Origin of the sequence: Chitinibacter bivalviorum (assembly GCF_013403565.1) — a bacterium.
GTDB lineage: Bacteria > Pseudomonadota > Gammaproteobacteria > Burkholderiales > Chitinibacteraceae > Chitinibacter > Chitinibacter bivalviorum.
Genome location: NZ_CP058627.1, coordinates 797,548 through 818,509 on the forward strand (window position 1 = coordinate 797,548; position 20,962 = coordinate 818,509).

Below are 20,962 nucleotides of genomic sequence, written 5' to 3' on the forward strand. Positions count from 1 at the left end.
AAAGGTGATCACGATGCGTACATTGATTCTCGGCGTATTGGTTCTGGTATTAAGTGCCTGCAATACCATGTCGGGTATTGGCAAGGACATTAAAAAGGGTGGCGAAGCCATCGAAAAGGCAGCGAAATGAAACCTTTTGTGCAATTAGACGGTCTGGTTTGCGCGATGGATCGTGCAAACGTCGATACGGATGCCATCATTCCGAAACAGTTTTTGAAGTCGATCAAACGCTCAGGCTTTGGCCCAAATCTGTTTGATGAATGGCGCTATCTCGATCACGGTGAGCCGGGTATGGACAACAGCCTGCGCCAGCTCAATCCTGATTTCGAGCTTAACTTGCCTCGTAATCAAGGTGCTCAAGTGTTATTGGCGCGTGACAACTTTGGCTGCGGCAGCTCGCGCGAACACGCGCCATGGGCGATTGAAGATTTTGGCTTTCGCGCGCTGATCGCGCCAAGTTTTGCCGATATCTTTTTTAACAACTGCTTTAAAAATGGTTTGCTACCGATTGTGCAGCCAGCCGCAGTAGTTGATCAGCTTTTTGCCGAAGCAAAAACGGAAGGCTATCGTCTGAAAATTGATCTGGAAACTCAATCCATTACGACACCGAGCGGTGAAGTATTTAAATTTGAGATTACTGAACATCGCAAACATTGTTTACTCAATGGCTTGGATGAAATTGGTTTAACTTTGGCGCATCGCGATGAAATTAGCGCCTTTGAGGCCAAGCGTCGAGCTGAGCAACCTTGGCTGTTTGCAAAATAAGTTAATGAGCCCCTTTTTTATCATTGGGGCTCGTTTTTTTAGGCTTTATCAATATTATTCTCTGAATTTTGTCGTATCCTTTTACGGTCGAATTCAATTTCTTGGAAAGTAAACCGATGATCCTGCATAAATTTAAAAATCAAAGCGATCTAGATCGTGCCGCCGCTGACCTGATTATTTCTATGGTTCGTGCTAAACCAAACGCGATTTTGGGTATGGCTACTGGTGGTACGCCAGTTGGTTTGTATCAAGAAATCGTTAAAACATACCAAGCAGGTTTGGTGAGCTTTGCGCAAGCCAAAACATTCAATTTGGATGAGTATGTTGGTCTGCCAGTAACGCACCAAGAAAGCTATCGCAATTTTATGCAACGCAATCTGTTTGATCACATTGATATCAAACGCGAAAACACCCATGTGCCTGATGGCAATGCTGCGGACGTTGATGCTGAGTGCCGCAGCTACGATCGCATGATGTTTGAACAAGGCCCAGTTGATTTGCAATTGCTCGGTATTGGCGGCAATGGTCACATCGGTTTTAACGAGCCAGATGAGCACCTGTCACGTGGTACTTATAAAGTAACGCTCAAGCAAGACACTCGCGAAGCCAACAAACGCTTCTTCAACCACATCGACGAAGTGCCAACGCACGCCGTAACGATGGGTATGGGTACCATCATGCAAGCTAAAACAATCCTGCTCGTAGTTAAAGGCGCGGAAAAAGCGGCGATCTTGGATGCGACGCTCAATGGCCCAATCACGACGCAAGTGCCAGCTTCATTGCTGCAAACGCACCCACGCGTGATTGTGATGACTGATTGCGATGTAGACTACAAAGTATCGTTCTAATCGGATTATCATTCGATCAAAAGAGGGGCATGCCCCTCTTTTTCTACGTTTAAGTGCTGCAATAGTTGCACAGACAGCTTGGCATTTGCTGGGTATAGCGCTGTGAATCTTTATTTCAAAGGTTTTTCTGGCAATACCCATGCAGTTTATGAAACACACAACGACCACGAGATAAACATGAAAGTATTGATTCTGCCCGGTGATGGCATTGGCCCTGAAATTGTTGCGCAAGCTAAAAAAGTGCTCGAAGTATTAAAAAACGACGGCCTAGCTTTAGAGTTGCAAGAAGCGCCATTGGGCGGTGCTGCATATGATCAATACGGCGCGCCGTATCCAGAATTCACGCAAAAATTGGCCCGCGAAGCCGATGCGATTTTGCTGGGTGCAGTCGGTGGCCCGCAATATGACAAGCTCGATCGCCCATTGCGCCCAGAGCGCGGCCTGCTCGCGATTCGTAAAGATTTGAACCTGTTCGCTAATCTGCGCCCAGCGATTTTGTATCCAGAATTGGCGAACGCTTCGACGCTGAAGCCTGAAGTGGTATCGGGTCTGGACATCCTGATCGTGCGCGAATTGACTGGCGACATTTATTTCGGCCAGCCACGTGGCATCCGCGTCAACGAAGCGGGCGAGCGCGAAGGCTTTAACACCATGCTGTACGCTGAATCAGAAATCCGCCGTATCGGCCACGTGGCTTTCCAAGCCGCACAAAAACGCGGTAAAAAACTGTGTTCAGTGGATAAGGCCAATGTGTTGGAAACGACTGAATTCTGGAAAGAGATCATGACTGATCTGGCGAAAGAATACCCAGACGTTGAATTGAGTCACATGCTGGTCGATAACGCAGCGATGCAATTGGTCAAAGCACCAAAACAATTCGACGTAGTGGTAACGGGTAATATCTTTGGCGATATTCTGTCGGATGAAGCGTCCATGCTGACGGGCTCAATCGGCATGTTGCCATCGGCTTCGCTCGACGCCAACAACAAAGGCTTGTACGAGCCAAGTCATGGTTCAGCACCAGACATCGCGGGCAAAGACATTGCGAACCCATTAGCAACGATTTTGTCGGTGGCAATGATGCTGCGTTATACCTTCAATAACGAAGCGGCTGCGCAACGCGTGGAAAACGCAGTGAAATCCGTCTTGGCGCAAGGTTTACGCACTGCTGATATCTACGAAGCAGGTACGACGAAAGTCACTTGCTCAGCGATGGGCGATGCGGTGGTTGCCGCACTGTAATGACCTCGATCGAATTGAGATTCATAAAAAAAGAGCCGTAAAGGCTCTTTTTTTATGTGCGCAAAATGCGCACTGCTATGATGAATAAAAATGATATAAAACGAGAGCTGATCATGCGCATAAAATTGTTCGCTTCATTGCTTATCGGTGCCAGTGCCGCAAATGCTTTTGCCGAGCAAATTACACTGACTTTGCAAGAATATCCGCCCTATATGGGCGAGAAGTTAGCATATAAAGGGCTGCTGACTCGAGTGGTCGTCGCGGCGTTTGAACAGCAAAAAATCTCGGTTAAATTGGAGTCCGTTCCTAATAATCGGGCGATTGAAGGCGTTCGGCTGGGTTATTACGAGGGTGGCTTTGGTTGGGCGAAAAATCCCGAGCGTGAAAAAGACCTAGTGTATAGCGACCCAGTTTTATCATTACGGATGGTATTTTGCCTACAAAAAGGCCGTGTAATTGAATGGAAAAAATTGAATGATTTAGCGCCGTATAAAATCGGCGTAACGGCGGGGAATTTTTATTCGGACGATTTTGATAAATTAGTGAAATCAGGCGTATTAAAAACCGATGTGAGCAATAGCGACGTTGCTAACTTTAAAAAGCTTGGGGCTGGCTATATCGATGTGTTCCCAATTGACGCTGAAGTTGGCCCTTATGTGATGGCCAAAAACCTAAGTGCTGGTGAGCAAAATAAATTGACCTGTCAAAATCAGGCCTATTGGAATGCACCATTGCATGTGGTGTTCGATCGTAAAAATCCCAAAGCCGAACGCTGGGCCAGCCAATTTAATGCTGGATTACGCGCTTTGAGTGAGTCAGGTCAATTGCCGCGCCTGATTGAATCAACGCGACGCGAGATTAATCAGGCTAATTAGGTAAATCCTGCCCTCGTTTTATCGCGCGTTACCGAGTAAAATACGCGCTTCGCCGCCCCAGCGTTATGCTGTTGGCGGTTGTTTTTATTTATACCTGGAGTAAGTATATGTCTAAAGCTATTTCGGTTGCGCTCGTTGGTGCAGATACCCCTGCAGCTCAAACCGTGTTGGATGTATTGGGCGAAATGCTGACAGATAATCTGCTCGCGATTTCTGCGCTGTATCCTTTAGCTGATGACGAAGAGGCAGGTACTGTTGAGCTGCGCGAGCATGTGTTGCCGATTATTGACGTAGAGCTTTTCGACTGGAAATCTGCAGATGCCGTTGTTTTTGTCGGCTCGCCTGAATTGGCGGCAAAATATGCCGCGGTGGCTGCTGAATGTAATGCTGCCGTGATCGATTTGACTGGCGCGACCCAAAGTAAAGTCGGCCAGCCAAAACCTGGGCAAGTCGTGAGCTTGCCGCATGTACTGACTTCGATGATTTCTGCTGCGCTGGCCGCATTTAAATCACTATCAACGCTGGATTTTGCCGCCGCGACTGCGATGGTATCGGTATCGGAAGATGGCAAATCAGCCATCGAAGCGCTGTCGATGCAAACCCGCCAGTTATTTGCGCAGCAAGAAGTTGAGTTAGCGGGCTACCCAAAACGCTTGGCGTTTAATCTGCTGCCCACTGCAAATCGAGGTGAAGAGGCGCGGATTCAGGGTGAATTGGCTGCGGCAGGGCACGCGGTGAATAGCTTAACCGTAAGCCGCGTGCCGGTCTTTTTTGGCCATGCGGTGAGTTTGGCGGTGCAATTTAATTCGGCACAAACATTGGAAGCAGTGAGCGCCGCGTTGAAAGACGCGCCTGCTTTGTATTTCTTGCAAGCAGAAGGCGCAGCCGGTATTGCGACGCCGCAAGATGCCATCGGTGGCGATAAAATCTGGGCGAATCAATTGCAGTTGTCTAGCGATGGCCGCAGTGCGACGATTTGGTTGGTCGCTGATAATGCGCGTTTACCTGCGCGTGCTTTGGCTTTATTGTTGGCTTTGGTGTAAGTGCTTTAATTGCCTCAGTATCGCTGTTGCCCATTAAAAAAGCCCCGAATTTCGGGGCTTTTTTGTATTTAAACGGTTTGAAACTCCAGGGTATATTTCGCTCCGCTATCAATACCAAGGTGTTTAACCAGATACGGCATGATACTTTCTAGTTGATTGGCCAGTGTCCACGGTGGGTTGATCACAAACATCCCGCTGCCATGCATGCCAAAGCCATCTGGACTTGGGGTCTGGACGGTGAGCGCCACGTGTAGCCAGCTACCGTTCCATTTGGTGGCAGGCAGCTTTTTCAGCTTATCGAGCATTTGTTTGACTTCGACGCGCGATAATTGCGGATACCAAATCGCATACACGCCCGTCGGGAACCGCTCGAGCGCGATTTTCATCGTATCGGCAACGCGAACGTAATCGTGTTTATCTTCGTACGGTGGATCGATCAGCATCAATGCGCGGCGTGGTGGCGGTGGCAGTACACCCTTGATGCTGGCAAAGCCATCGGCGTGTACCACCTGAGCGCGTTTGCCCGCAGAAGCAAAATTATCGCTCAGGATTTTGGCATCGTTGGTGTGTAACTCAAACAAGCGCAATTTATCGTCAAAGCGTTGCAGAGCTTGCGCTACATAGGGCGAGCCGGGGTAGAATATCAGATGGTCTTGACCGGCATTCAGCGTTTTAACCAGCTCAATATAAGGTTTAAGTGCTTCGGGTAAATCGCTGCGCTGCCACAAACGGGCAATGCCGGTTTCAAACTCGGCATTTTTGGTCGCATAACCTTCAGTCAGCGAATACACCCCTGCGCCTGCATGCGTATCGATATACCACCACGGTTTTTCTTTTTGGTTGAGGTAGTCGAGTAGCAACACTTCAACAGCGTGTTTTAACACGTCTGCGTGATTGCCGGCGTGAAAGGCGTGGCGGTAACTCAGCATGATTTGATCCTGAACTCAATGCGCTATTGTAACCGTAAACCCATCATTCAGAGCTGGCTTGTGAGCGCGTTGGCCTTCACCGATCAGGGGGAAGCGGTATCTCGCCGGCGTCGGACGTGAAATCAACTATGCTGTAAGTAATATGTCGTTTTTATTGCTGATGAGGGAATGATTTTGATATTACGCTGACTAAATTGGCTAGAGTATTGAGCGAATGGGCGCGATGGCGGCGCTCAATTTGATCCTTTCGCATTCTCAAGTGATTGCAGCAAGGAGCACTATGATTTGGTTGCTTGTCGGATTAACTGCATTTTGCCTTGTTTTGCTGGCGTATGCTTTTCATGCTCGTCGTCTGCGAGATCGTTATCAGGCTTTACTCGATAGCGTGCCTGACTTGGCTTGGGTGAAAGATGCGCAGGGGCGATTTGTCGTCGTTAATCAGGCATTTCGCGATATTTGGCAGATCAAAGATCCCCACGAGTTACTCGGAAAGGACGATTTTTATCTATCGCCGCCGAATCTAGCCGCGGAATATCAGGCTGATGATCTCAAAGTCATCCGCACTGGGGTTGCGATCCGCAGTGAAAACCCTTTTGATCATGCCATTGATGGTCAACGCTGGATGGAGTTGATCAAAGTGCCCGTGTATGAGGGCAAAACCATCATTGGCACCGCCGGGATCGCGCGCGATATCAGTGAGCGCAAGCAAGCGCAGGAACAATTGGAATGGCTGGCTTGGCATGATCCACTCACTCAGCTGCTCAATCGCAGTTATTTGGAGCGACAACTGTCGATCTGGATCGACAGTGGCTTATCGTTTAGCTTATGGCTGATCGATTTGGATCATTTCAAACGAATTAATGACGCGCTAGGGCATGGCGCGGGTGATGCGGCCTTGCTGCAAGTGGCCAAACGTTTGCAGACCTTGAGTGATCAGGTATTTCGGCTGGGTGGGGATGAATTTGTGGTCCTGGCGCCATTGCAAGACATTGAGCGTATTGATGATTTACTGCATACGATCTTAAACCAAACCATCCAAATTGAAGACCTCGATTTTCAATTGGGCTTCACCGCTGGTCGAGTGCAGTTTCCTGAAGATGGTCAAACTGCCAGCCAATTGCTGAAACACGCTGATATTGCGCTCTATCGCGGTAAATCGGCGGGGCGCGGCGTCGTGAGTGTTTTTGCCAGTGCAATGGCCAAACACGCTGTGTTGCAGCTTGAGCTAGAGCGTGAGCTACGCCAGGCCTTGTTACTGAATGAGTTTCGGCTGGTTTATCAGCCACAAATTCGCCTCGCGGATAACCGCCTGATTGGCTATGAAGCGTTAATCCGTTGGAATCAGGCGCAGCGCGGTGAGGTTAGCCCAGTTGATTTCATTCCGTTTGCCGAGCAAACGGGGATCATTGCCAGTATTGGCGATTGGGCGCTTGATGAAGCGATCCGTCAGCTAGAAAGCTGGGCACAGGCAGGGCTAGCCGTGGTGCCAATTGCGGTCAATGTGTCGGCCTTGCAATTGGCAAATTTGGGCTTTGCTGATTCAGTGATTGCGCGCATCAAGCGTTTGCCGGTGTTTTTGCAGTGTCTGATCCAGCTAGAATTGACCGAATCAACCCTGATGCAAGCGCCTTCCATCCAGAGCATCCGCCAATTAACGCAAGCGGATATTGCGGTACATATGGATGACTTTGGCACGGGTTATTCCAATTTGGCCATGCTGTCACGCATGTCGCTGTCTAAATTAAAATTTGACCGCAGCTTGATTCAGAATATTCCGGATAACCACGCCCATCAGCAGGTTTGCCGTGCATTACTCGATTTGGCACATGCCTTGCAATTAGAGGTCGTCGCCGAAGGGGTGGAAACGCAAGCCGAAGCCTTGTGGCTGGCTGAGCAAGGCGTACAGTATGCGCAAGGGTATTGGTTTAGCCGACCGCTCGAAAAAGAGCTGGCAGCAAGATACATGGATGGGGTAACTGAGTGAAATCTTTTTAAATAGAGATCTTGCTTGGTATACCCCATTTAGGATTTGAAGCGCAATAATTCACTGGCCGATGCTCGCTCGCCAAAACAACGTACACAAAAATATACCCAATAAGCCAGCAGCCGGTTCATGCCATCAGCCAAACACACGCGCAACAAAATCTGATCGGCCGCATGTCGATATTGTTTCGCATCCAGATGTGCTTCACGCATTAGCTGGTACAGCGCATCGTGAATTAATGAGGCCCGCATAATGCTTGGGAAATCAGGCATTGGCCCGCTAGCGCCATCCCAGGCATAACGCTGGGCAATACTGAGCTTGCCTTGTTCAGTCAGGGTGATGAATTGACATTGGATGGTCCGCGCCAACTGCCAGCCTGTATCAAAGACTAAATTTGACTCCAGAATGTATTTGTAATTCCGGCGTTTTTTATACCAAATCGTCATGCTTATGTCGCGTTGCGTTCAGCGATTGCGTCATACCAGTAATTGATATTGCTTTCGGTGATGGCTTGATAATCATTGATAATGCTTTGCAGAATGTTCTCTTCAATAGCCTGCAAATCGGCGGTGAGATAAATCAATCGATCACGCAGGGCTTTAAGGCGTAAGTGGATCGCGTTATTGCGCATCCAGTATTCTTCAATATTCAAAAAACTGGCAATGCCGCCCAATAACGTGATCAATGCCCCCAACACCAAGGCAATATTTTTGGCATAGGGTTGCAGGCCAGCGGCATCTAGCCCCAGCACGATCGTGCTAATCGTGGCCAAAATCAGCATGCTGAATTTGAAAAAATAAGTACTGCGTTTCAGCCGCCGACTTTTTCGCTCGCAATATTGCTGGAATTTAATCATTTTACTGAGCAAAAACCGCACATTCATATTTGGATGCTGCTGCAAAATTTGCGCAATGATTTCGTTGTCCATGACGAATTTGATCTAGGGAAAACGGCATCATACCAGCCTTGTTTGGCGATGGACGGTAACAACTGGCGTGCGTATCATGCTTGCAACGTGTCAGCTTTATTTGGATTTTGCAGTGAATTTCATTCTACGAACAATCTTTTTTGTTTTCCTGTCTAGTCAACTGTTCGGTGTTGAACACCAGTTTGAAAAACCGGCAATGATTTCGCCGCAAGTTCGGCATGGTGAGTTAAGCAATGGCTTGCGATATCTGATTAAAGCCAACAAAGAGCCGAGTGATCAAGTCGAGCTTAGATTGCTGGTGAATGTCGGCTCGATCAATGAAACTGACGAGGAATTAGGCTATGCCCATTTGCTCGAACATATGGCATTCCGTGGTACTCGCCAGTTTTCTGTGAACCAGATTAAAAACCTGATCGAGTTACAAGGTGCCCGTTTGGGGAACGACACCAATGCATTTACTTTCCATGAATACACGCGCTATGAACTTGGCCTTCATTCTGGGCAAGTAAAAGATGGCTTGCGCTTGCTGGCTGATTGGGCAGGCGGGCAAATTGCGTTGGACGCTGAAAACTTGTCGATTGAAAAGAAAATTGTTTTGGCTGAAGGACTGCAACGCAGCGAAAGCCAGACGTATTGGCAATCTGTTTATGATGTGATTTTGCCCGACTCGGTTTATGCAAAACGGATGCCAATCGGTAAGAAGGCAAACATTGACCGCGCTAATCCTGATCAATTGCGACGTTTTTATCTTCGGGAATATCAAGCTCAAAGGATGACGGTGATGGTTGTGGGTGACGTAGAGCCACAGCAAGTTGAACAACTAATCCAAGACTACTTTAGCTCTGTTTCCAAGGGGGATAAGCCCCGTGAGCAAACTATAACCGTTTCATCCAAACCATTGCGCGAGTATGTGAATCGGGATATGTCAATTGCCCAGTCTACCTTGCGCTGGTCATGGCGCGTAGGTCAGATTGACCAAAATAATGCTGATTCCTTGGTCAAAGATTACCAAGATGAAGTGCTCATCAATTTATTGCGTCAGCGGTTGAATGCAAAATCACGCACGGTAGGTAGCGTGCTGCAAGCGGTTTCAGCAGATCAAGAAACTGGTTTTAATTGGCCTACGCGAGATATTGAAATTCTTTTTCAGGTGGAAGTGAAAGACAATCAGCTCAAAGATGGACTGCGCGAGCTATACCGCGAGTTTGTCCGCGCTGAGCGTTTTGGCTTTTCCGACGGTGAAATTGCTATGGCGATTGACTCCAACAATAAAGGGAGATCAAAAGTACTGAGTAATCGGCAGTGGATCGGCAGGATGCTAGCTCATGTGCGCCATGGTTATTATCTTAATACTCCGCAGGAATCGATGTCGCGGCGAGCGATTTACAGCAAAAGCATCAACAGTAGTGTGCTTCAAAAACGGATGGGTGAGTTGCTAAATGCTCCAGATCAGGTGGTGTATGTTCTTCAACCTTATAATTTATATAGCTTAACACCATATACCCTTTCTTCTTTGAGCTCCATGATTGAGGAGATTAAAGCCGAGCCATTGACGCCGACAGTGATCAATCAAACAACATCTCTGGTGATGGCTAAACTTGATCGGCAGCCAATTGCTAAGCAGCAAAAAGACTTAGCCACGGGCGGTATAATTTATACCCTTAGTAATGGCCTGCAGATTTTAGTGGTGCCGCCGCAATCCGCGAGTGAAAAGATTGCTTTAATTGCGTCTTCACCGCTAGGGATGATTAATTTAAGCGATAAAAGATACTTACCTGCAGCTCGGATATTGCCAGGTTATGCGGTACGCGCAGGTATGGGCGACAGCAACGGCAGCGAAGTAAATCAATATCTTGAAAATCATCCTGCGACGTTTTATCAAATTATTGGAATTGATAACACGCTGTTGATTGGGAAGGCGAATCGAGATGAGCTCGATACCGTACTTCAGCTGTTGTACCTAACTTTAATTGCGCCGCGTGATCAGGCCAGCGAGGTCAAGATTAGTAGCGACAAAGCGTATCAGCAGGAACTGGCGTCGATTAATACGCTTTATCTAGGCTTAAATTCATTGCGCTATGGCGAAGAATGGCCGATGCCAACATATTGGCAACGGAGTGATTTTGACGCCACACTCGCTGACATTATTGAAGTGCGCAAACAATTACTCAGTAATCCAGCTGACTTTAAATATGTACTAACTGGTGTTGAACCCACACAGGCCTTGCCTGTAATTGAGCAATATTTAGGAAATTTACAATGGCCAAGTAAAGCAAAGCCTTTGACTGCGAAGAAACTTAGCAACATCGTGCCCTCCCAGCAAATGCAGAGGGTTAAGTCAGATGTGGCTTGGCGTATTTTGCAGGCGAATATGCCTATTGCTGCAAGTGTTGAATCTAACCAAATCGGTGATGCCTTGGCGGAGCTTATCCACGCCCGCCTAAATCAGGAACTAAGGGAAGTAAGCGGCGAAATATATAACATTGCCTATTCTTCGACTGTATCACCCTCGCAAGGACTGCTTCTCAATTTTGAGTTCAAGCATAATGATGACAAGTGTAAAGAAATCGCCAGCGCGGTTGAGCGTACCCTATCGAGCCTGTATCTCAAGCCGCCAACCGAGGCACAGGCGGCGGCTGCAAATGAAAATACAGCCAAAAAATGGCACGATGAAAAGCAGCAACCACTTGAGTACGCATTTGAGCTGGCCCGAGCATGGCAATGGGCGGATAAGCTGCCCGCTCAACTTGAGCCACAAAGTTACTCGGCAGACACTTTGTTTTATTACTTGAACAATTGGCTGGGGCCAAGCCGCTGGACTAGTGGCGCATTTAACTGCACGAACGACATCAATTTTGACAAGTTAAAACCAAAGTCAGACGTAAAACAATAAATTGCTGGCGTGTTAAAAAGGCGACTCAAGGAAGTCGCCTTTTGTTTGACTGAAGTTTATTGGTAACTCAGCTCGCTCGCTTTTCCCCAGAACACGCGGTACGAATAAATCGTATAGCCAATGATTGTCGGCAGCACCAAAGCCGCGCCAAACAGCATGATCAGTAGCGCTTCAGGGCTGCTGGCGGCTTGCCAGATCGTGAGCTGGTCGATCACCAAGTGCGGGAAGATGCTGTAAACCAGACCAAAAAACGCCAACACCACAATCCCAACGGTTGCGGCAAAAGGCAGCCAACAAAAATTATCGTTGCCTTGCTGCTGGCGCGCAGCCAATTTGGGTAGTGCATACGCTATGACCGCAAAGAGTGCCGCGGTGAAAATCGGTACTGGTGCGAGCAAGACAATATTGGGCATGCTAAACCACAGCGCAAATACGCGCGGGCTGATCCATGGTGTCGCGATCGATACCAAAATGGTAGCCAAAGCCGCTAGCCACAAACTGCCTTGTGCCCAGCGCACTGCGCGCTGTTGCAATGGGCCAGTCGATTTCATCATCAGCCAACCCGCGCCGAGCAATGCATACGCCGCGGCTAAACTGGCGCCCACCAGCAGGGCAAAGCCCCAAGCGCCCCAGCCGGGGGCAAAGCCAGTGATATAACGTCCAAGCATCACGCCTTGCGAGACGGCGGCGAGCAACGAACCGGCAAAAAACAAGGTATTCCACATCGCCTGATGATGCGCTTTGGCTTTGACGCGAAAATCAAAAGCGACACCGCGCAAAATCAAGCCCAGCAGCATCAATGCGACGGGCAAGTACAGCGCCCCCAGAATCACGCCATGCGCCAGCGGGAAGGCGACCAACAATAAGCCCACGCCAAGCACCAGCCACGTTTCATTGGCATCCCAAAAAGGGCCAATCGACGCGATCATTTTGTCTTTCTCTTGGGTATCTTTCTCAAATTCAAGCAATATGCCAACGCCAAGGTCATACCCGTCGAGAATGACATAGGCGAACATCGAAATCACCATCAGTGCGGCGAAGATGACGGGCAGCCAGTAGGCTAGATCAATGGTATTGAGCATTATTGATTCTCCTGTTCCGCCGCCCCGGCCTTTTTGGCCAGATAAAACACGACTGAGATATACGAAATCAGCAAGAAGACATACAGCGCCAGATACATAATCAGCGTCGATAAAATCATTCCGCCCGGTACATGGGATGCCGCGTCGGCGGTTTTGAGTACGCCTTGCACCAGCCACGGCTGGCGGCCGATTTCGGTGACGTACCAACCTGCCACTGTGGCGACCCAACCGCTAAAGGTCATGGCGATCAGCAGTTTGCTCACTAACGGTGTTGGTTCACCTTGGCGACGTATCTGCCACACCGCCAGCCAGCTCGCCAGTAGCATCAACATACCCACCCCTGCCATAATGCGGAAAGCCCAAAATACTTTTGCCACGGGCGGATGCTCGGCAAATTCATTGAGGCCTTTGATTTCGCCATTGATATCGTGCGTCAAAATCAGGCTGGCAACTTTGGGAATACCAATCGCGTAATCGTTGCTGCGTGTTTCTTCATTCGGCAGCGCGAATAGCATCAATGGCGCGCCGTGTTCGGTATGCCAAATGCCTTCGACGGCGGCGATTTTGGCCGGTTGATGTTTGAGTGTATTCAGGCCATGCATATCGCCGACAAAAATCTGTAAAGGAATCAATGCTGCGGCCAATACGACGCCAGTTTTGAGCGCGGACAGCACACTGGGTATGCGCTGGCCTTTGAGCCAGCGATACGCCGACACGCCTGCAATCAAGAACGCGACGGTTAAGCCCGACGCGATCAGCATGTGCGTGAGTCGATACGGCATCGAAGGATTAAACACCACTTCAAACCAGCTTGTTACATGCGCCTGACCATTGATCATTTCAAAGCCAGTCGGCGTTTGCATCCAAGAATTGAGCACAATAATCCAGAACGCCGACAAGGTCGTCCCGCCGGCCACCAACACGGTCGCCAGCGTGTGCATGCGATTGCTCACTTTTTTCTGGCCAAACAGCATGATGCCGAGGAAGGTCGCTTCAAGGAAAAACGCCGTCAATACTTCATACGCCAGTAGCGGCCCGGCGATATTGCCGACGGTATTCATAAAGCCCGGCCAGTTGGTGCCAAACTGAAAACTCATCGTGATGCCGGACACGACGCCCAGCGCAAAGGTCAGCGCGAAGATTTTGACCCAAAAGCCATACGCCTCCATCCATTTGGCGTCACCCGTTGAATTAAAGCGCAGCTTGAAAAACAGCAGTACCCAGCCCATCGCGATACTGATGGTGGGAAATAAAATGTGGAAGGTGATATTAGCGGCAAACTGAATCCGCGCCAGTATCACGGGGTCGAGTAGGGCATCGGGAAGCATGATTATTCCTTGGTCGGATTGGCATCGCTACCACCCATAAAGGCAGGTAGCTTTTGTTTGAATTCGAGAAATTTCTGTACTTGCGAGCCCAGTTTCATTAGCTTTTGCAGTGTTTCAACGTCAAGGCGTTGAATATCGCTGAACCAACTGGTCGTCAGGTCGATCAAATCGTGCATTTGTTCCATTCGCGCTTGCGCGTGGCGGTCGGCCTCGTTGCTCGGTGATTCAAGCAGCGCACCGCGCAGCATCGTTAGCGTTGGGTCCACTTCGCGTTTTTTGCGCTCTTCGGCCAGCGTTTGGAAAATCACCCAGACGTCTTCAGGCGTGGAGTAATACTCGCGGCGATCGCCCGGTAAATGCTGCAATTTCACCAAACGCCATGACACCAGCTCCTTGAGCCCCATGCTGATATTGGAACGCGAAAAGCCCAGCGCTTCGGCCATTTCGTCGGCGTTGAGCGGCTTTTCACTCACAAACAGCAGCGCATACATCTGGCCGACGGTGCGGTTAATGCCCCAATGGCTGCCCATTTCGCCAAAGTGCAGCACGAAAGATTGGATAAGTGGAGTGAGGTTCATGGAAGTTTTGAATTTTCAGTAATTTGTGAAATTTGATCCAAATCATATTCTTACTCCCAGCACATAGCAATGCAGCGGCGGTTTAGCTGGCGATTGTATTTAGCTATGTATTCGATTGAAAAAACCTAAGTCGCAACTTAAATCGATTTGTCATATTCGCGACAGGTAGGCGCGAGTGCTTTGCGCTACAATGCGCGCCAGCAAAGGTGAGGCGGCGTATGGATAATCCTAAAAGTCGCCTTTAAACGGGAAACAGGTTCAATGCCTGTACTGCCCCTGCAACGGTAAAACAGTGTGAATCGGTCTGGCGTTTGAATACGCAGCCACTGTCGGAATGATGGCGCAATGCCAACGATGGGAAGGCGATCGATTAAGTCTGTTGAGTCCGGATACCGGCCTTGCGAGTTATTACGCTCAGGCGCAATAGCTGTGACGTACGGCAGGGTGGCCGTGGCGACAGATTTCTAGCCGCATTGCCGGCGACATTCCTGTTGATGCCATTTAAGTCTCCTGCCGCTTTATTGATGCAATACGCTGTGGGTGTATTGCCGGAGACTTAAATGAATACGCGCTTTTCCAAGTTATACCTCGTTGTTTTATCTACCCTAGCCGCAACCGCTCATGCCGAAGTGACTCAACTCGATGAAGTGGTGGTGACGGCCGCCCGTATCGCTCAGCCTGCACGTGAAGTGGTGGGCGATGTGACCGTGATTGATGCGGCCGAATTAGAAAACCAAAACAATACGACGCTCCCCGAATTGCTCGCTCGCCAGCCCGGTATTCAGGTGGCCAGCAACGGTGGCGCAGGAAAATCGGGCGCGATCTATATTCGTGGCGCGAACGCGCAGCAAACCGTGGTGTTGATTGATGGCGTCCGTTATGGCTCGGCAACGACGGGTCAGGCGGCTTTGCAGCATTTACCGCTTGAACAAATCGATCGCATCGAGATTTTGCGCGGCACAGCCGCCAGCTTGTACGGCGCAGACGCCATTGGTGGCGTGATTCAGATTTTTACCAAGCAAGGCGGCAAAGGCTTTCAACCTAGTGCCAAACTTGGTTACGGCACTGAAAATAGCTGGGATATGAGCGCCAATGTCAGCGGTGGCAACGAGCAAACCCATTACGCTTTAGGCGTAGCGTACAGCCAAACAGACGGCATCAGCGCCTTGGCGGTACCCAAATATCAAAAATACAGTAGCGATAAAGACGGCTACAAAAACCTGAGCGTTTCAGCATCGGCCAGCCACAGCTTTAATGAGCGCAATGAAATTGGCGGTAGTGTGTTGATCGCGCAGGTGAAAAACCAATACGACAATGCGTATGCCACCAACACCTACAATTATCGCGATGAAGGCAGCAATGGTAGCGGTACGATCTGGAGCAAAAACCAGCTGACCGATATTTGGGCGAGCAAATTGCAAGCGGGGCTAAGCGTTGATAATTCGTTTAACTATGCGCCAGCGACGTCCTATAGCCCTGAAAAGAGCCAATTCAAGACACAACAAAGCCAGTTTGCTTGGCAAAATGATATTAAAGCAGGCCCGGGCGTACTGACTTTGGCCGCCGAAACCTTGCTGCAAGCAGTGTCAGGTACGACGCAATACGATGTGGATTCGCGCCGGATTAATAGCGTTTGGGGCGGCTACTTGGCGCATCTGGGCGATGTAACGCTGCAAGCAAATCTGCGTAACGATGACAACTCGCAATTTGGCAACGATACCAACGGCACGATCGGTGCAAGCTGGGCCTTTGCCAATGCTTGGCAAGTTGGCGCGAGCTATGCAACAGGTTTCCAAGCTCCAACTTTCAATGAGCTGTACTACCCAGGCTACGGCAATCCGGATCTGAAACCGGCGCAATCTAAAAACGCCGAGGCATTTTTGCGTTATGCGCAGAAAACTCTGCAAGCGAGCGCTACGATTTACCGCAATCGGGTGACCGATCTGCTGCAATATGATGCCGCAAAAGGTGGCACAGCCAATATTGGGAAAGCGAATTTGCAAGGCTTAACGCTGACGGCGGATTGGCAAATCAATGGCGTGAGCCTTGGCGGTAGTTACGATTACCTGGATGCGACGGATGATTCCAGCACCGCCAATAATGGTAAGCAGCTCGCGCGTCGCGCTAAAAATGCCGGTTTCGCTTACGCCGCTTATGGTCAGGCCAATTGGACAGTCCGCGTCGAAATGCAGGCACAAGGCCAGCGTTTTGATGATGCCGCGAATAAAAAATCGCTGGCTGGCTATGCACTGACCAATCTGGCGGCGACATGGCAAGTGGCCAAAGACTGGGGGCTAGAGCTGCGTATTAATAATGTATTTGATCAGGAATACGAGTTGGCCAAAGACTACGGCACTTTAGGCGCCAACGGCATGCTCACTGTCAAGTGGGCACAGAAGTAAGCCATGCTGCTGTGCTTTCACCCACTCACGCTCTTGCTTGCTCTGGCCATCGCGCTGGTGCTGGAATGGTGCGTGGGTGAGCCACGGCGTTTTCACCCATTGGTCGGTTTCGGTCGATGGGTGAAGCGGATGGAGCAGCAATTTAATATAGGTCGTATGGGTATTGCTCTAGGTGCATTTTCAGTACTGATTTTGCTGGCAATACCCCTTGTTATTTTTCTGGCTGTTGAACAAATCGTCACGCAATTGACCGATCATCACGCGGTGCTACAGCTGGCGCTATTGGCGCTGCTGCATGGCATGGCGCTGTGGTTTGCGCTGGGCGCGAATAGCTTATTTCGCCACGTTGATGCGATTGCCAAACCGCTCATTGCCCAAGATTTACCTGCGGCGCGGTATGCGCTGAGCATGATCGTGAGCCGCGATTGCACGCAATTATCCGAAACCGATATTGCCAAGGGTGCAATTGAGTCGACGCTAGAAAACGGCGCCGATGCGATTTTCTCGACGCTGTTCTGGTTTGTGCTGCTGGGCGGAGTGGGTGCCATCGTGCATCGCCTGGCCAATACGCTGGATGCAATGTGGGGTTATCGCACCGAAAGATTGATCTACTTCGGCCGTTGCGCAGCGCGGCTGGACGATGTACTCAATTTTATCCCCGCCCGTTTAACCGCCGCGAGCTATGCCGTGTTGGGCGATACACGGCTGGCTTGGCAAGCATGGCGCGAGCAAGCGCCGTTGTGGGATAGCCCCAACGCCGGGCCAGTCATGGCGGCGGGGGCTGGGGCGCTGAGACTAACTTTGGGCGGCAATGCCATTTATCACGGCCGAATCGAGCTACGCACTTGGCTGGGGTTTGGCCCCGCGCCGCTCGCCGCCGATATTGAGCGCAGTATCGATTTGGTAAAAAAAACGCTGGCTCTGTGGCTAGTTTGCTTGTTAGCCTTACCGCTGCTCACAATTGCGATGAGCTTCTAAGTCAAGGAAACAGTAATGAATAGCGCACCACGGCACGGCGGCAATATGCAAACTTTGATGGCCAATTTTGGCGGCACGCTGGCCGATTGGATCGATTGCTCGACGGGTATTGCACCCTATGCCTACCCCTTACCGCCGCTGCCGGTGGAAGTCGTGCAGCGTTTGCCGCATCCAAGCCCACACTTTTTAAGCTGCGCCGCGCAATATTACGGCAGCGAGCAGGTGTTGCCGGTGGCAGGTTCGCAAGCGGCGATCTGCGCACTCCCGATGTTGCGCGCAGCGGGTAAGGTTGGCGTACTGCGCGCATCGTATGCCGAGCACGCTTGGCGTTGGCAAATGGCAGGGCACACGGTTGTACCACTCAATAGCAACGAAATCGAATATGCAGTCGATCGACTGGATGTGCTGGTGCTGGTCAACCCGAATAATCCTGATGGTCAAATGTGGTCGAGTGACACGCTGCTTAATTTGCACCAACGCATGGCTAGCCGGGGCGGCTGGCTGATTGTCGACGAAGCCTTTATGGATTGCATTACGCCAACGCAAAGCCTGTGCGCCGATGCTCATTTGCCTGGGCTGATTGTATTGCGCTCGGTTGGGAAATTTTTTGGTTTGGCGGGTTTGCGCCTTGGTTTTGTCTTTGCCGAGAAAAAACTGCGCGAGCAACTCGCTAGCTTGCTGGGGCCGTGGAGCGTGAGTGGCCCGGCGCTGTGGGCGGGCGAGCTGGCTTTGGCCGATAGCGCATGGCAAAGCGCGCAGCGCGAGCGGCTTAACGCCGATGCCGATTGGCTGGGGCAATTACTCAGCTCCGTAGGATTACCGCCGCGCGGCTCGCATCCCTTGATGCAGTTTTGCCCAGTGAAAGAGATCGATCAATGGGGGTATGCATTGGCAAGTAATAGAATATATAGCCGCCCATTCAATACCCAAGATATAGGCGTGGATGCCATCCGCTTCGGCGCAGTCGCCATCCATGATCGGGGCGAGTTTGAGCGACGTTTACGCGCTGCTGCGCAGCAAATATCGCCAGCAAAATAAAGGATATTTATTTGCAAGATAATCATCTTCAAGGCCCGCAACGCATCGCGTGTTTAAGCAGTGAAACGGTGGAAGTGCTGTATGCACTGGGTCAGCAGCATCGTATCGCAGGCATCACCGCCTTTGCGCGGCATCCGGCTGGCGTGACTAAACATCACCCGATTATTAGCGGATTTTCCACTGCCAAAGCTGAGAAAATTTTTGCCATTGAGCCTGATTTAATTTTGGCGTATTCGAGCTTGCAAGGTGAGATCGTTAAGGAATGCATTTTGGCTGGCTATGAAGTGCATTTTTTCAATCAAAAATCGCTTGCTGGCATCTTCAATATGATCGCCACCTTGGGGCGCTTGCTCGATTGCAGTGAACGAGCCGAGCAATTGATCGCCGAGCTGCAAGCAAACATCGCCGCCGCACAGCTGGAGGCCACCAGTTTTACCCAGCGGCCCAAAGTGTATTTTGAAGAATGGCACACGCCGCTGTATAGCGGCATTCGCTGGGTGTCTGAGCTGATCGCAATTGCAGGTGGCGAAGATGTGTTTGATGCCATCTCGCAAGCCCCGCGAGCGAAAGATCGCACTGTCACACCAGAGCAAGTTATCGCGGCTGCGCCCGATTTGATCTTGGGTAGCTGGTGTGGCCAAACATTTGACACCGAGGCGGTGAAGCAGCGTGCCGGCTGGCAAAGCATCCCTGCGGTACAAAACAATGTTGTCTTTGATATTGCCAGCGAAGATTTGCTGGTGCCCGGCATCACCGCCATCACGCGCGGCTTGCCGTTGATTCAATCTTTTATTCGGAATATCGCCCAATGAGCCAAGAAAGCACCCGCAATGAACGCCACGCCGCCCGCATGGCGCGCAAAAAAGCCATTATCGACGCCCACATTGCCGAGGCCAATATCGACACTGGCATCATGATTTTGCTCACCGGCAACGGCAAAGGTAAATCATCATCGGCCTTTGGCATGGTGGCGCGCGCGATTGGTCACGGCATGAAAGTGGGCGTCGTGCAATTTATCAAAAACCGCACCGATACCGGCGAAGAAGCCTTTTTGGGTAAGCACTGCGAATGGCATGTGATGGGCGACGGTTTTACGTGGGAAACGCAAAACTTTGAAGCCGACAAAGCGCGTTCGGAAGAAGCGTGGGCGATGGCAGCCAAAATGCTCAATGATGACAGCTACGATGTGGTCGTACTTGATGAGCTGACCTATTGCCTATCGTACGGCTATTTGGATAAAGCGACGGTGATCCGCGACATCGAATCGCGCCCCGAGATGCAACATGTCGTCGTGACGGGCCGCGCCGCCGTACCAGAACTGCGCGAGATTGCCGACACGATTAGCGAATTGAACGACGAAAAACATGCGTACAAGGCGGGGATCAGAGCCCAAAAGGGCTTGGAGTGGTAAAAACGGCTTGAGTCATGCTGCGCATCCCGTGATCGCCGCTCTGGCAGTACTCGATAGTTATGAAGCCTCATGTACTGCAAGTAAATTCCGGTTTCTGCGTTCCGGCCGCGCAGCGCTGACGCTCGCTCGCTATGACTCAACCTCGTTTTTGATGCATTTTTTGAGGGTTAGTCGGTGAATGTCTGAATTGAAAAACTTGTTAGAAAAAACACTGCACGTAGAAATCCCGCTGACGCGTGAAATCGGCATTTCAGTCATCAGCGCCAGCACTCAGTTAGTCGAGCTTGCAGCGCCGTTGTCGCCGAATATCAACCACAAATGCACCGCCTTTGGCGGCAGCTTGTACGCCGTTGCGGTGTTGGCGGGTTGGAGTATGGTGTTTGCTAGGTTACATGCGGCGGGGATTCATGCGCATATCGTAATTCAAGACGCGCAAATCGAGTATCTGCTGCCCGTGGTTGAAACTATCTCGGCAAGGTGTGAGTTAGCGGAAGACGACGAATTTGCGCGCTGCCTGAAATTATTCGAGCGCAAAGGGCGAGGGCGGATTGCTTTGGCGGTTGAAATCGTGACGCAGCAGGGTGTGGCGGTGAAATTTAGTGGGAATTATGTGATTCATAATTAATATCAAGAGAGAA

The 20,962-nt window shown here is 50.4% G+C and carries 20 protein-coding genes, 1 pseudogene and 1 riboswitch; of the genes and pseudogenes, 15 read left to right on the top strand and 6 right to left on the bottom strand.

Annotated features, from left to right (window positions below; genetic code table 11):
- The first annotated feature begins 13 nt into the window (after positions 1-13).
- The 6 genes from HQ393_RS03695 to HQ393_RS03720 all read left to right on the top strand — a co-directional run bounded on the left by HQ393_RS03695 (position 14) and on the right by HQ393_RS03720 (position 4,773).
- Positions 14-130, top strand: coding sequence for an entericidin A/B family lipoprotein (locus tag HQ393_RS03695; RefSeq protein ID WP_179357509.1), 117 nt, complete (start codon positions 14-16; stop codon positions 128-130).
- Positions 127-765, top strand: a complete 639-nt coding sequence (gene leuD / locus HQ393_RS03700) for a 3-isopropylmalate dehydratase small subunit (protein ID WP_179357510.1) — start codon at positions 127-129, stop codon at positions 763-765. The genes HQ393_RS03695 and leuD overlap by 4 nt, the downstream gene beginning before the upstream one ends.
- A 116-nt stretch (positions 766-881) precedes the next feature.
- Complete coding sequence (gene nagB / locus HQ393_RS03705) at positions 882-1,613, top strand: glucosamine-6-phosphate deaminase (RefSeq protein WP_179357511.1); 732 nt, start codon at positions 882-884, stop codon at positions 1,611-1,613.
- Between the two features lie 177 nt (positions 1,614-1,790).
- Positions 1,791-2,855 carry a 3-isopropylmalate dehydrogenase gene (leuB, locus tag HQ393_RS03710; protein WP_438833116.1) on the top strand — a complete coding sequence of 355 codons (1,065 nt, stop codon included), beginning with the start codon at positions 1,791-1,793 and terminating at the stop codon, positions 2,853-2,855.
- Positions 2,856-2,968: 113 nt separating this feature from the next.
- Complete coding sequence (locus tag HQ393_RS03715) at positions 2,969-3,730, top strand: substrate-binding periplasmic protein (protein WP_179357512.1); 762 nt, start codon at positions 2,969-2,971, stop codon at positions 3,728-3,730.
- A 107-nt stretch (positions 3,731-3,837) separates the two neighbouring features.
- On the top strand, positions 3,838-4,773 hold the full coding sequence (locus tag HQ393_RS03720) for an Asd/ArgC dimerization domain-containing protein (protein ID WP_179357513.1): 936 nt from the start codon (positions 3,838-3,840) through the stop codon (positions 4,771-4,773).
- Positions 4,774-4,841: 68 nt separating this feature from the next.
- Here HQ393_RS03720 and HQ393_RS03725 read toward each other — a convergent pair whose 3' ends face one another.
- Positions 4,842-5,702, bottom strand: a complete 861-nt coding sequence (locus tag HQ393_RS03725; protein WP_179357514.1) for a 23S rRNA (adenine(2030)-N(6))-methyltransferase RlmJ — start codon at positions 5,700-5,702, stop codon at positions 4,842-4,844.
- Positions 5,703-5,982: 280 nt separating this feature from the next.
- Between HQ393_RS03725 and HQ393_RS03730 the strand changes: the two genes are divergently transcribed.
- On the top strand, positions 5,983-7,686 hold the full coding sequence (locus tag HQ393_RS03730) for a putative bifunctional diguanylate cyclase/phosphodiesterase (protein WP_179357515.1): 1,704 nt from the start codon (positions 5,983-5,985) through the stop codon (positions 7,684-7,686).
- Positions 7,687-7,724: 38 nt separating this feature from the next.
- Here the strand turns inward: HQ393_RS03730 and HQ393_RS03735 are convergent, their stop codons facing one another.
- Together HQ393_RS03735 and HQ393_RS03740 are read right to left on the bottom strand one after the other, a co-directional pair.
- Positions 7,725-8,132, bottom strand: coding sequence for a hypothetical protein (locus tag HQ393_RS03735; RefSeq protein WP_218871285.1), 408 nt, complete (start codon positions 8,130-8,132; stop codon positions 7,725-7,727).
- A 2-nt stretch (positions 8,133-8,134) separates the two neighbouring features.
- Positions 8,135-8,614 (bottom strand): DUF4231 domain-containing protein, encoded by a 480-nt coding sequence (locus HQ393_RS03740; protein WP_179357516.1) that lies wholly within the window; start codon positions 8,612-8,614, stop codon positions 8,135-8,137.
- A 196-nt stretch (positions 8,615-8,810) separates the two neighbouring features.
- Between HQ393_RS03740 and HQ393_RS18010 the strand changes: the two are divergent.
- Positions 8,811-9,239: pseudogene (locus HQ393_RS18010) on the top strand (M16 family metallopeptidase); the annotation flags it as partial.
- A 27-nt stretch (positions 9,240-9,266) separates the two neighbouring features.
- Positions 9,267-11,507 (top strand): M16 family metallopeptidase, encoded by a 2,241-nt coding sequence (locus HQ393_RS03745; RefSeq protein WP_246307943.1) that lies wholly within the window; start codon positions 9,267-9,269, stop codon positions 11,505-11,507.
- A gap of 56 nt (positions 11,508-11,563) precedes the next feature.
- Here the strand turns inward: HQ393_RS03745 and HQ393_RS03750 are convergent, their stop codons facing one another.
- The 3 genes from HQ393_RS03750 to HQ393_RS03760 are packed head-to-tail and all read right to left on the bottom strand — an operon-like array spanning position 11,564 to position 14,495.
- Positions 11,564-12,589, bottom strand: a complete 1,026-nt coding sequence (locus HQ393_RS03750) for a cytochrome d ubiquinol oxidase subunit II (protein WP_179357518.1) — start codon at positions 12,587-12,589, stop codon at positions 11,564-11,566.
- The gene (locus HQ393_RS03755) at positions 12,589-13,917 is read right to left on the bottom strand and encodes a cytochrome ubiquinol oxidase subunit I (protein WP_179357519.1); all 1,329 of its coding nucleotides are present in this window, start codon (positions 13,915-13,917) and stop codon (positions 12,589-12,591) included. The genes HQ393_RS03750 and HQ393_RS03755 overlap by 1 nt, the downstream gene beginning before the upstream one ends.
- A gap of 2 nt (positions 13,918-13,919) precedes the next feature.
- Positions 13,920-14,495 (bottom strand): GbsR/MarR family transcriptional regulator, encoded by a 576-nt coding sequence (locus HQ393_RS03760; RefSeq protein WP_179357520.1) that lies wholly within the window; start codon positions 14,493-14,495, stop codon positions 13,920-13,922.
- Between the two features lie 187 nt (positions 14,496-14,682).
- Positions 14,683-14,910: riboswitch (cobalamin riboswitch) on the top strand.
- Positions 14,911-15,055: 145 nt separating this feature from the next.
- On the opposite strand from HQ393_RS03760, the gene HQ393_RS03765 reads away from it, so the two are divergent.
- The 6 genes from HQ393_RS03765 (at position 15,056) to HQ393_RS03790 (ending at position 20,949) form a co-directional block, all read left to right on the top strand.
- Positions 15,056-16,897, top strand: coding sequence for a TonB-dependent receptor domain-containing protein (locus HQ393_RS03765; RefSeq protein ID WP_179357521.1), 1,842 nt, complete (start codon positions 15,056-15,058; stop codon positions 16,895-16,897).
- A gap of 3 nt (positions 16,898-16,900) precedes the next feature.
- Positions 16,901-17,875 carry an adenosylcobinamide-phosphate synthase CbiB gene (gene cbiB / locus HQ393_RS03770; RefSeq protein ID WP_179357522.1) on the top strand — a complete coding sequence of 325 codons (975 nt, stop codon included), beginning with the start codon at positions 16,901-16,903 and terminating at the stop codon, positions 17,873-17,875.
- Between the two features lie 15 nt (positions 17,876-17,890).
- On the top strand, positions 17,891-18,913 hold the full coding sequence (gene cobD / locus HQ393_RS03775; protein ID WP_179357523.1) for a threonine-phosphate decarboxylase CobD: 1,023 nt from the start codon (positions 17,891-17,893) through the stop codon (positions 18,911-18,913).
- Positions 18,914-18,924: 11 nt separating this feature from the next.
- Positions 18,925-19,725 carry an ABC transporter substrate-binding protein gene (locus HQ393_RS03780; protein WP_179357524.1) on the top strand — a complete coding sequence of 267 codons (801 nt, stop codon included), beginning with the start codon at positions 18,925-18,927 and terminating at the stop codon, positions 19,723-19,725.
- On the top strand, positions 19,722-20,324 hold the full coding sequence (gene cobO / locus HQ393_RS03785; protein ID WP_179357525.1) for a cob(I)yrinic acid a,c-diamide adenosyltransferase: 603 nt from the start codon (positions 19,722-19,724) through the stop codon (positions 20,322-20,324). Before HQ393_RS03780 ends, cobO begins: the two co-directional genes overlap by 4 nt.
- A gap of 178 nt (positions 20,325-20,502) precedes the next feature.
- Positions 20,503-20,949 carry a YiiD C-terminal domain-containing protein gene (locus HQ393_RS03790; RefSeq protein WP_179357526.1) on the top strand — a complete coding sequence of 149 codons (447 nt, stop codon included), beginning with the start codon at positions 20,503-20,505 and terminating at the stop codon, positions 20,947-20,949.
- The last annotated feature ends 13 nt before the right edge of the window (positions 20,950-20,962 follow it).

Excerpts from the sequence above, each read along its gene's own strand:
- HQ393_RS03695 (WP_179357509.1), top strand. The coding sequence starts at position 14 with ATGCGTACATTGATTCTCGGCGTATTGGTTCTGGTATTAAGTGCCTGC.
- leuD (WP_179357510.1), top strand. The coding sequence starts at position 127 with ATGAAACCTTTTGTGCAATTAGACGGTCTGGTTTGCGCGATGGATCGT.
- nagB (WP_179357511.1), top strand. The coding sequence starts at position 882 with ATGATCCTGCATAAATTTAAAAATCAAAGCGATCTAGATCGTGCCGCC.
- leuB (WP_438833116.1), top strand. The coding sequence starts at position 1,791 with ATGAAAGTATTGATTCTGCCCGGTGATGGCATTGGCCCTGAAATTGTT.
- HQ393_RS03715 (WP_179357512.1), top strand. The coding sequence starts at position 2,969 with ATGCGCATAAAATTGTTCGCTTCATTGCTTATCGGTGCCAGTGCCGCA.
- HQ393_RS03720 (WP_179357513.1), top strand. The coding sequence starts at position 3,838 with ATGTCTAAAGCTATTTCGGTTGCGCTCGTTGGTGCAGATACCCCTGCA.
- HQ393_RS03725 (WP_179357514.1), bottom strand. The coding sequence starts at position 5,702 with ATGCTGAGTTACCGCCACGCCTTTCACGCCGGCAATCACGCAGACGTG.
- HQ393_RS03730 (WP_179357515.1), top strand. The coding sequence starts at position 5,983 with ATGATTTGGTTGCTTGTCGGATTAACTGCATTTTGCCTTGTTTTGCTG.
- HQ393_RS03735 (WP_218871285.1), bottom strand. The coding sequence starts at position 8,132 with ATGACGATTTGGTATAAAAAACGCCGGAATTACAAATACATTCTGGAG.
- HQ393_RS03740 (WP_179357516.1), bottom strand. The coding sequence starts at position 8,614 with ATGGACAACGAAATCATTGCGCAAATTTTGCAGCAGCATCCAAATATG.
- HQ393_RS03750 (WP_179357518.1), bottom strand. The coding sequence starts at position 12,589 with ATGCTCAATACCATTGATCTAGCCTACTGGCTGCCCGTCATCTTCGCC.
- HQ393_RS03755 (WP_179357519.1), bottom strand. The coding sequence starts at position 13,917 with ATGCTTCCCGATGCCCTACTCGACCCCGTGATACTGGCGCGGATTCAG.
- HQ393_RS03760 (WP_179357520.1), bottom strand. The coding sequence starts at position 14,495 with ATGAACCTCACTCCACTTATCCAATCTTTCGTGCTGCACTTTGGCGAA.
- HQ393_RS03765 (WP_179357521.1), top strand. The coding sequence starts at position 15,056 with ATGAATACGCGCTTTTCCAAGTTATACCTCGTTGTTTTATCTACCCTA.
- cbiB (WP_179357522.1), top strand. The coding sequence starts at position 16,901 with ATGCTGCTGTGCTTTCACCCACTCACGCTCTTGCTTGCTCTGGCCATC.
- cobD (WP_179357523.1), top strand. The coding sequence starts at position 17,891 with ATGAATAGCGCACCACGGCACGGCGGCAATATGCAAACTTTGATGGCC.
- cobO (WP_179357525.1), top strand. The coding sequence starts at position 19,722 with ATGAGCCAAGAAAGCACCCGCAATGAACGCCACGCCGCCCGCATGGCG.
- HQ393_RS03790 (WP_179357526.1), top strand. The coding sequence starts at position 20,503 with ATGTCTGAATTGAAAAACTTGTTAGAAAAAACACTGCACGTAGAAATC.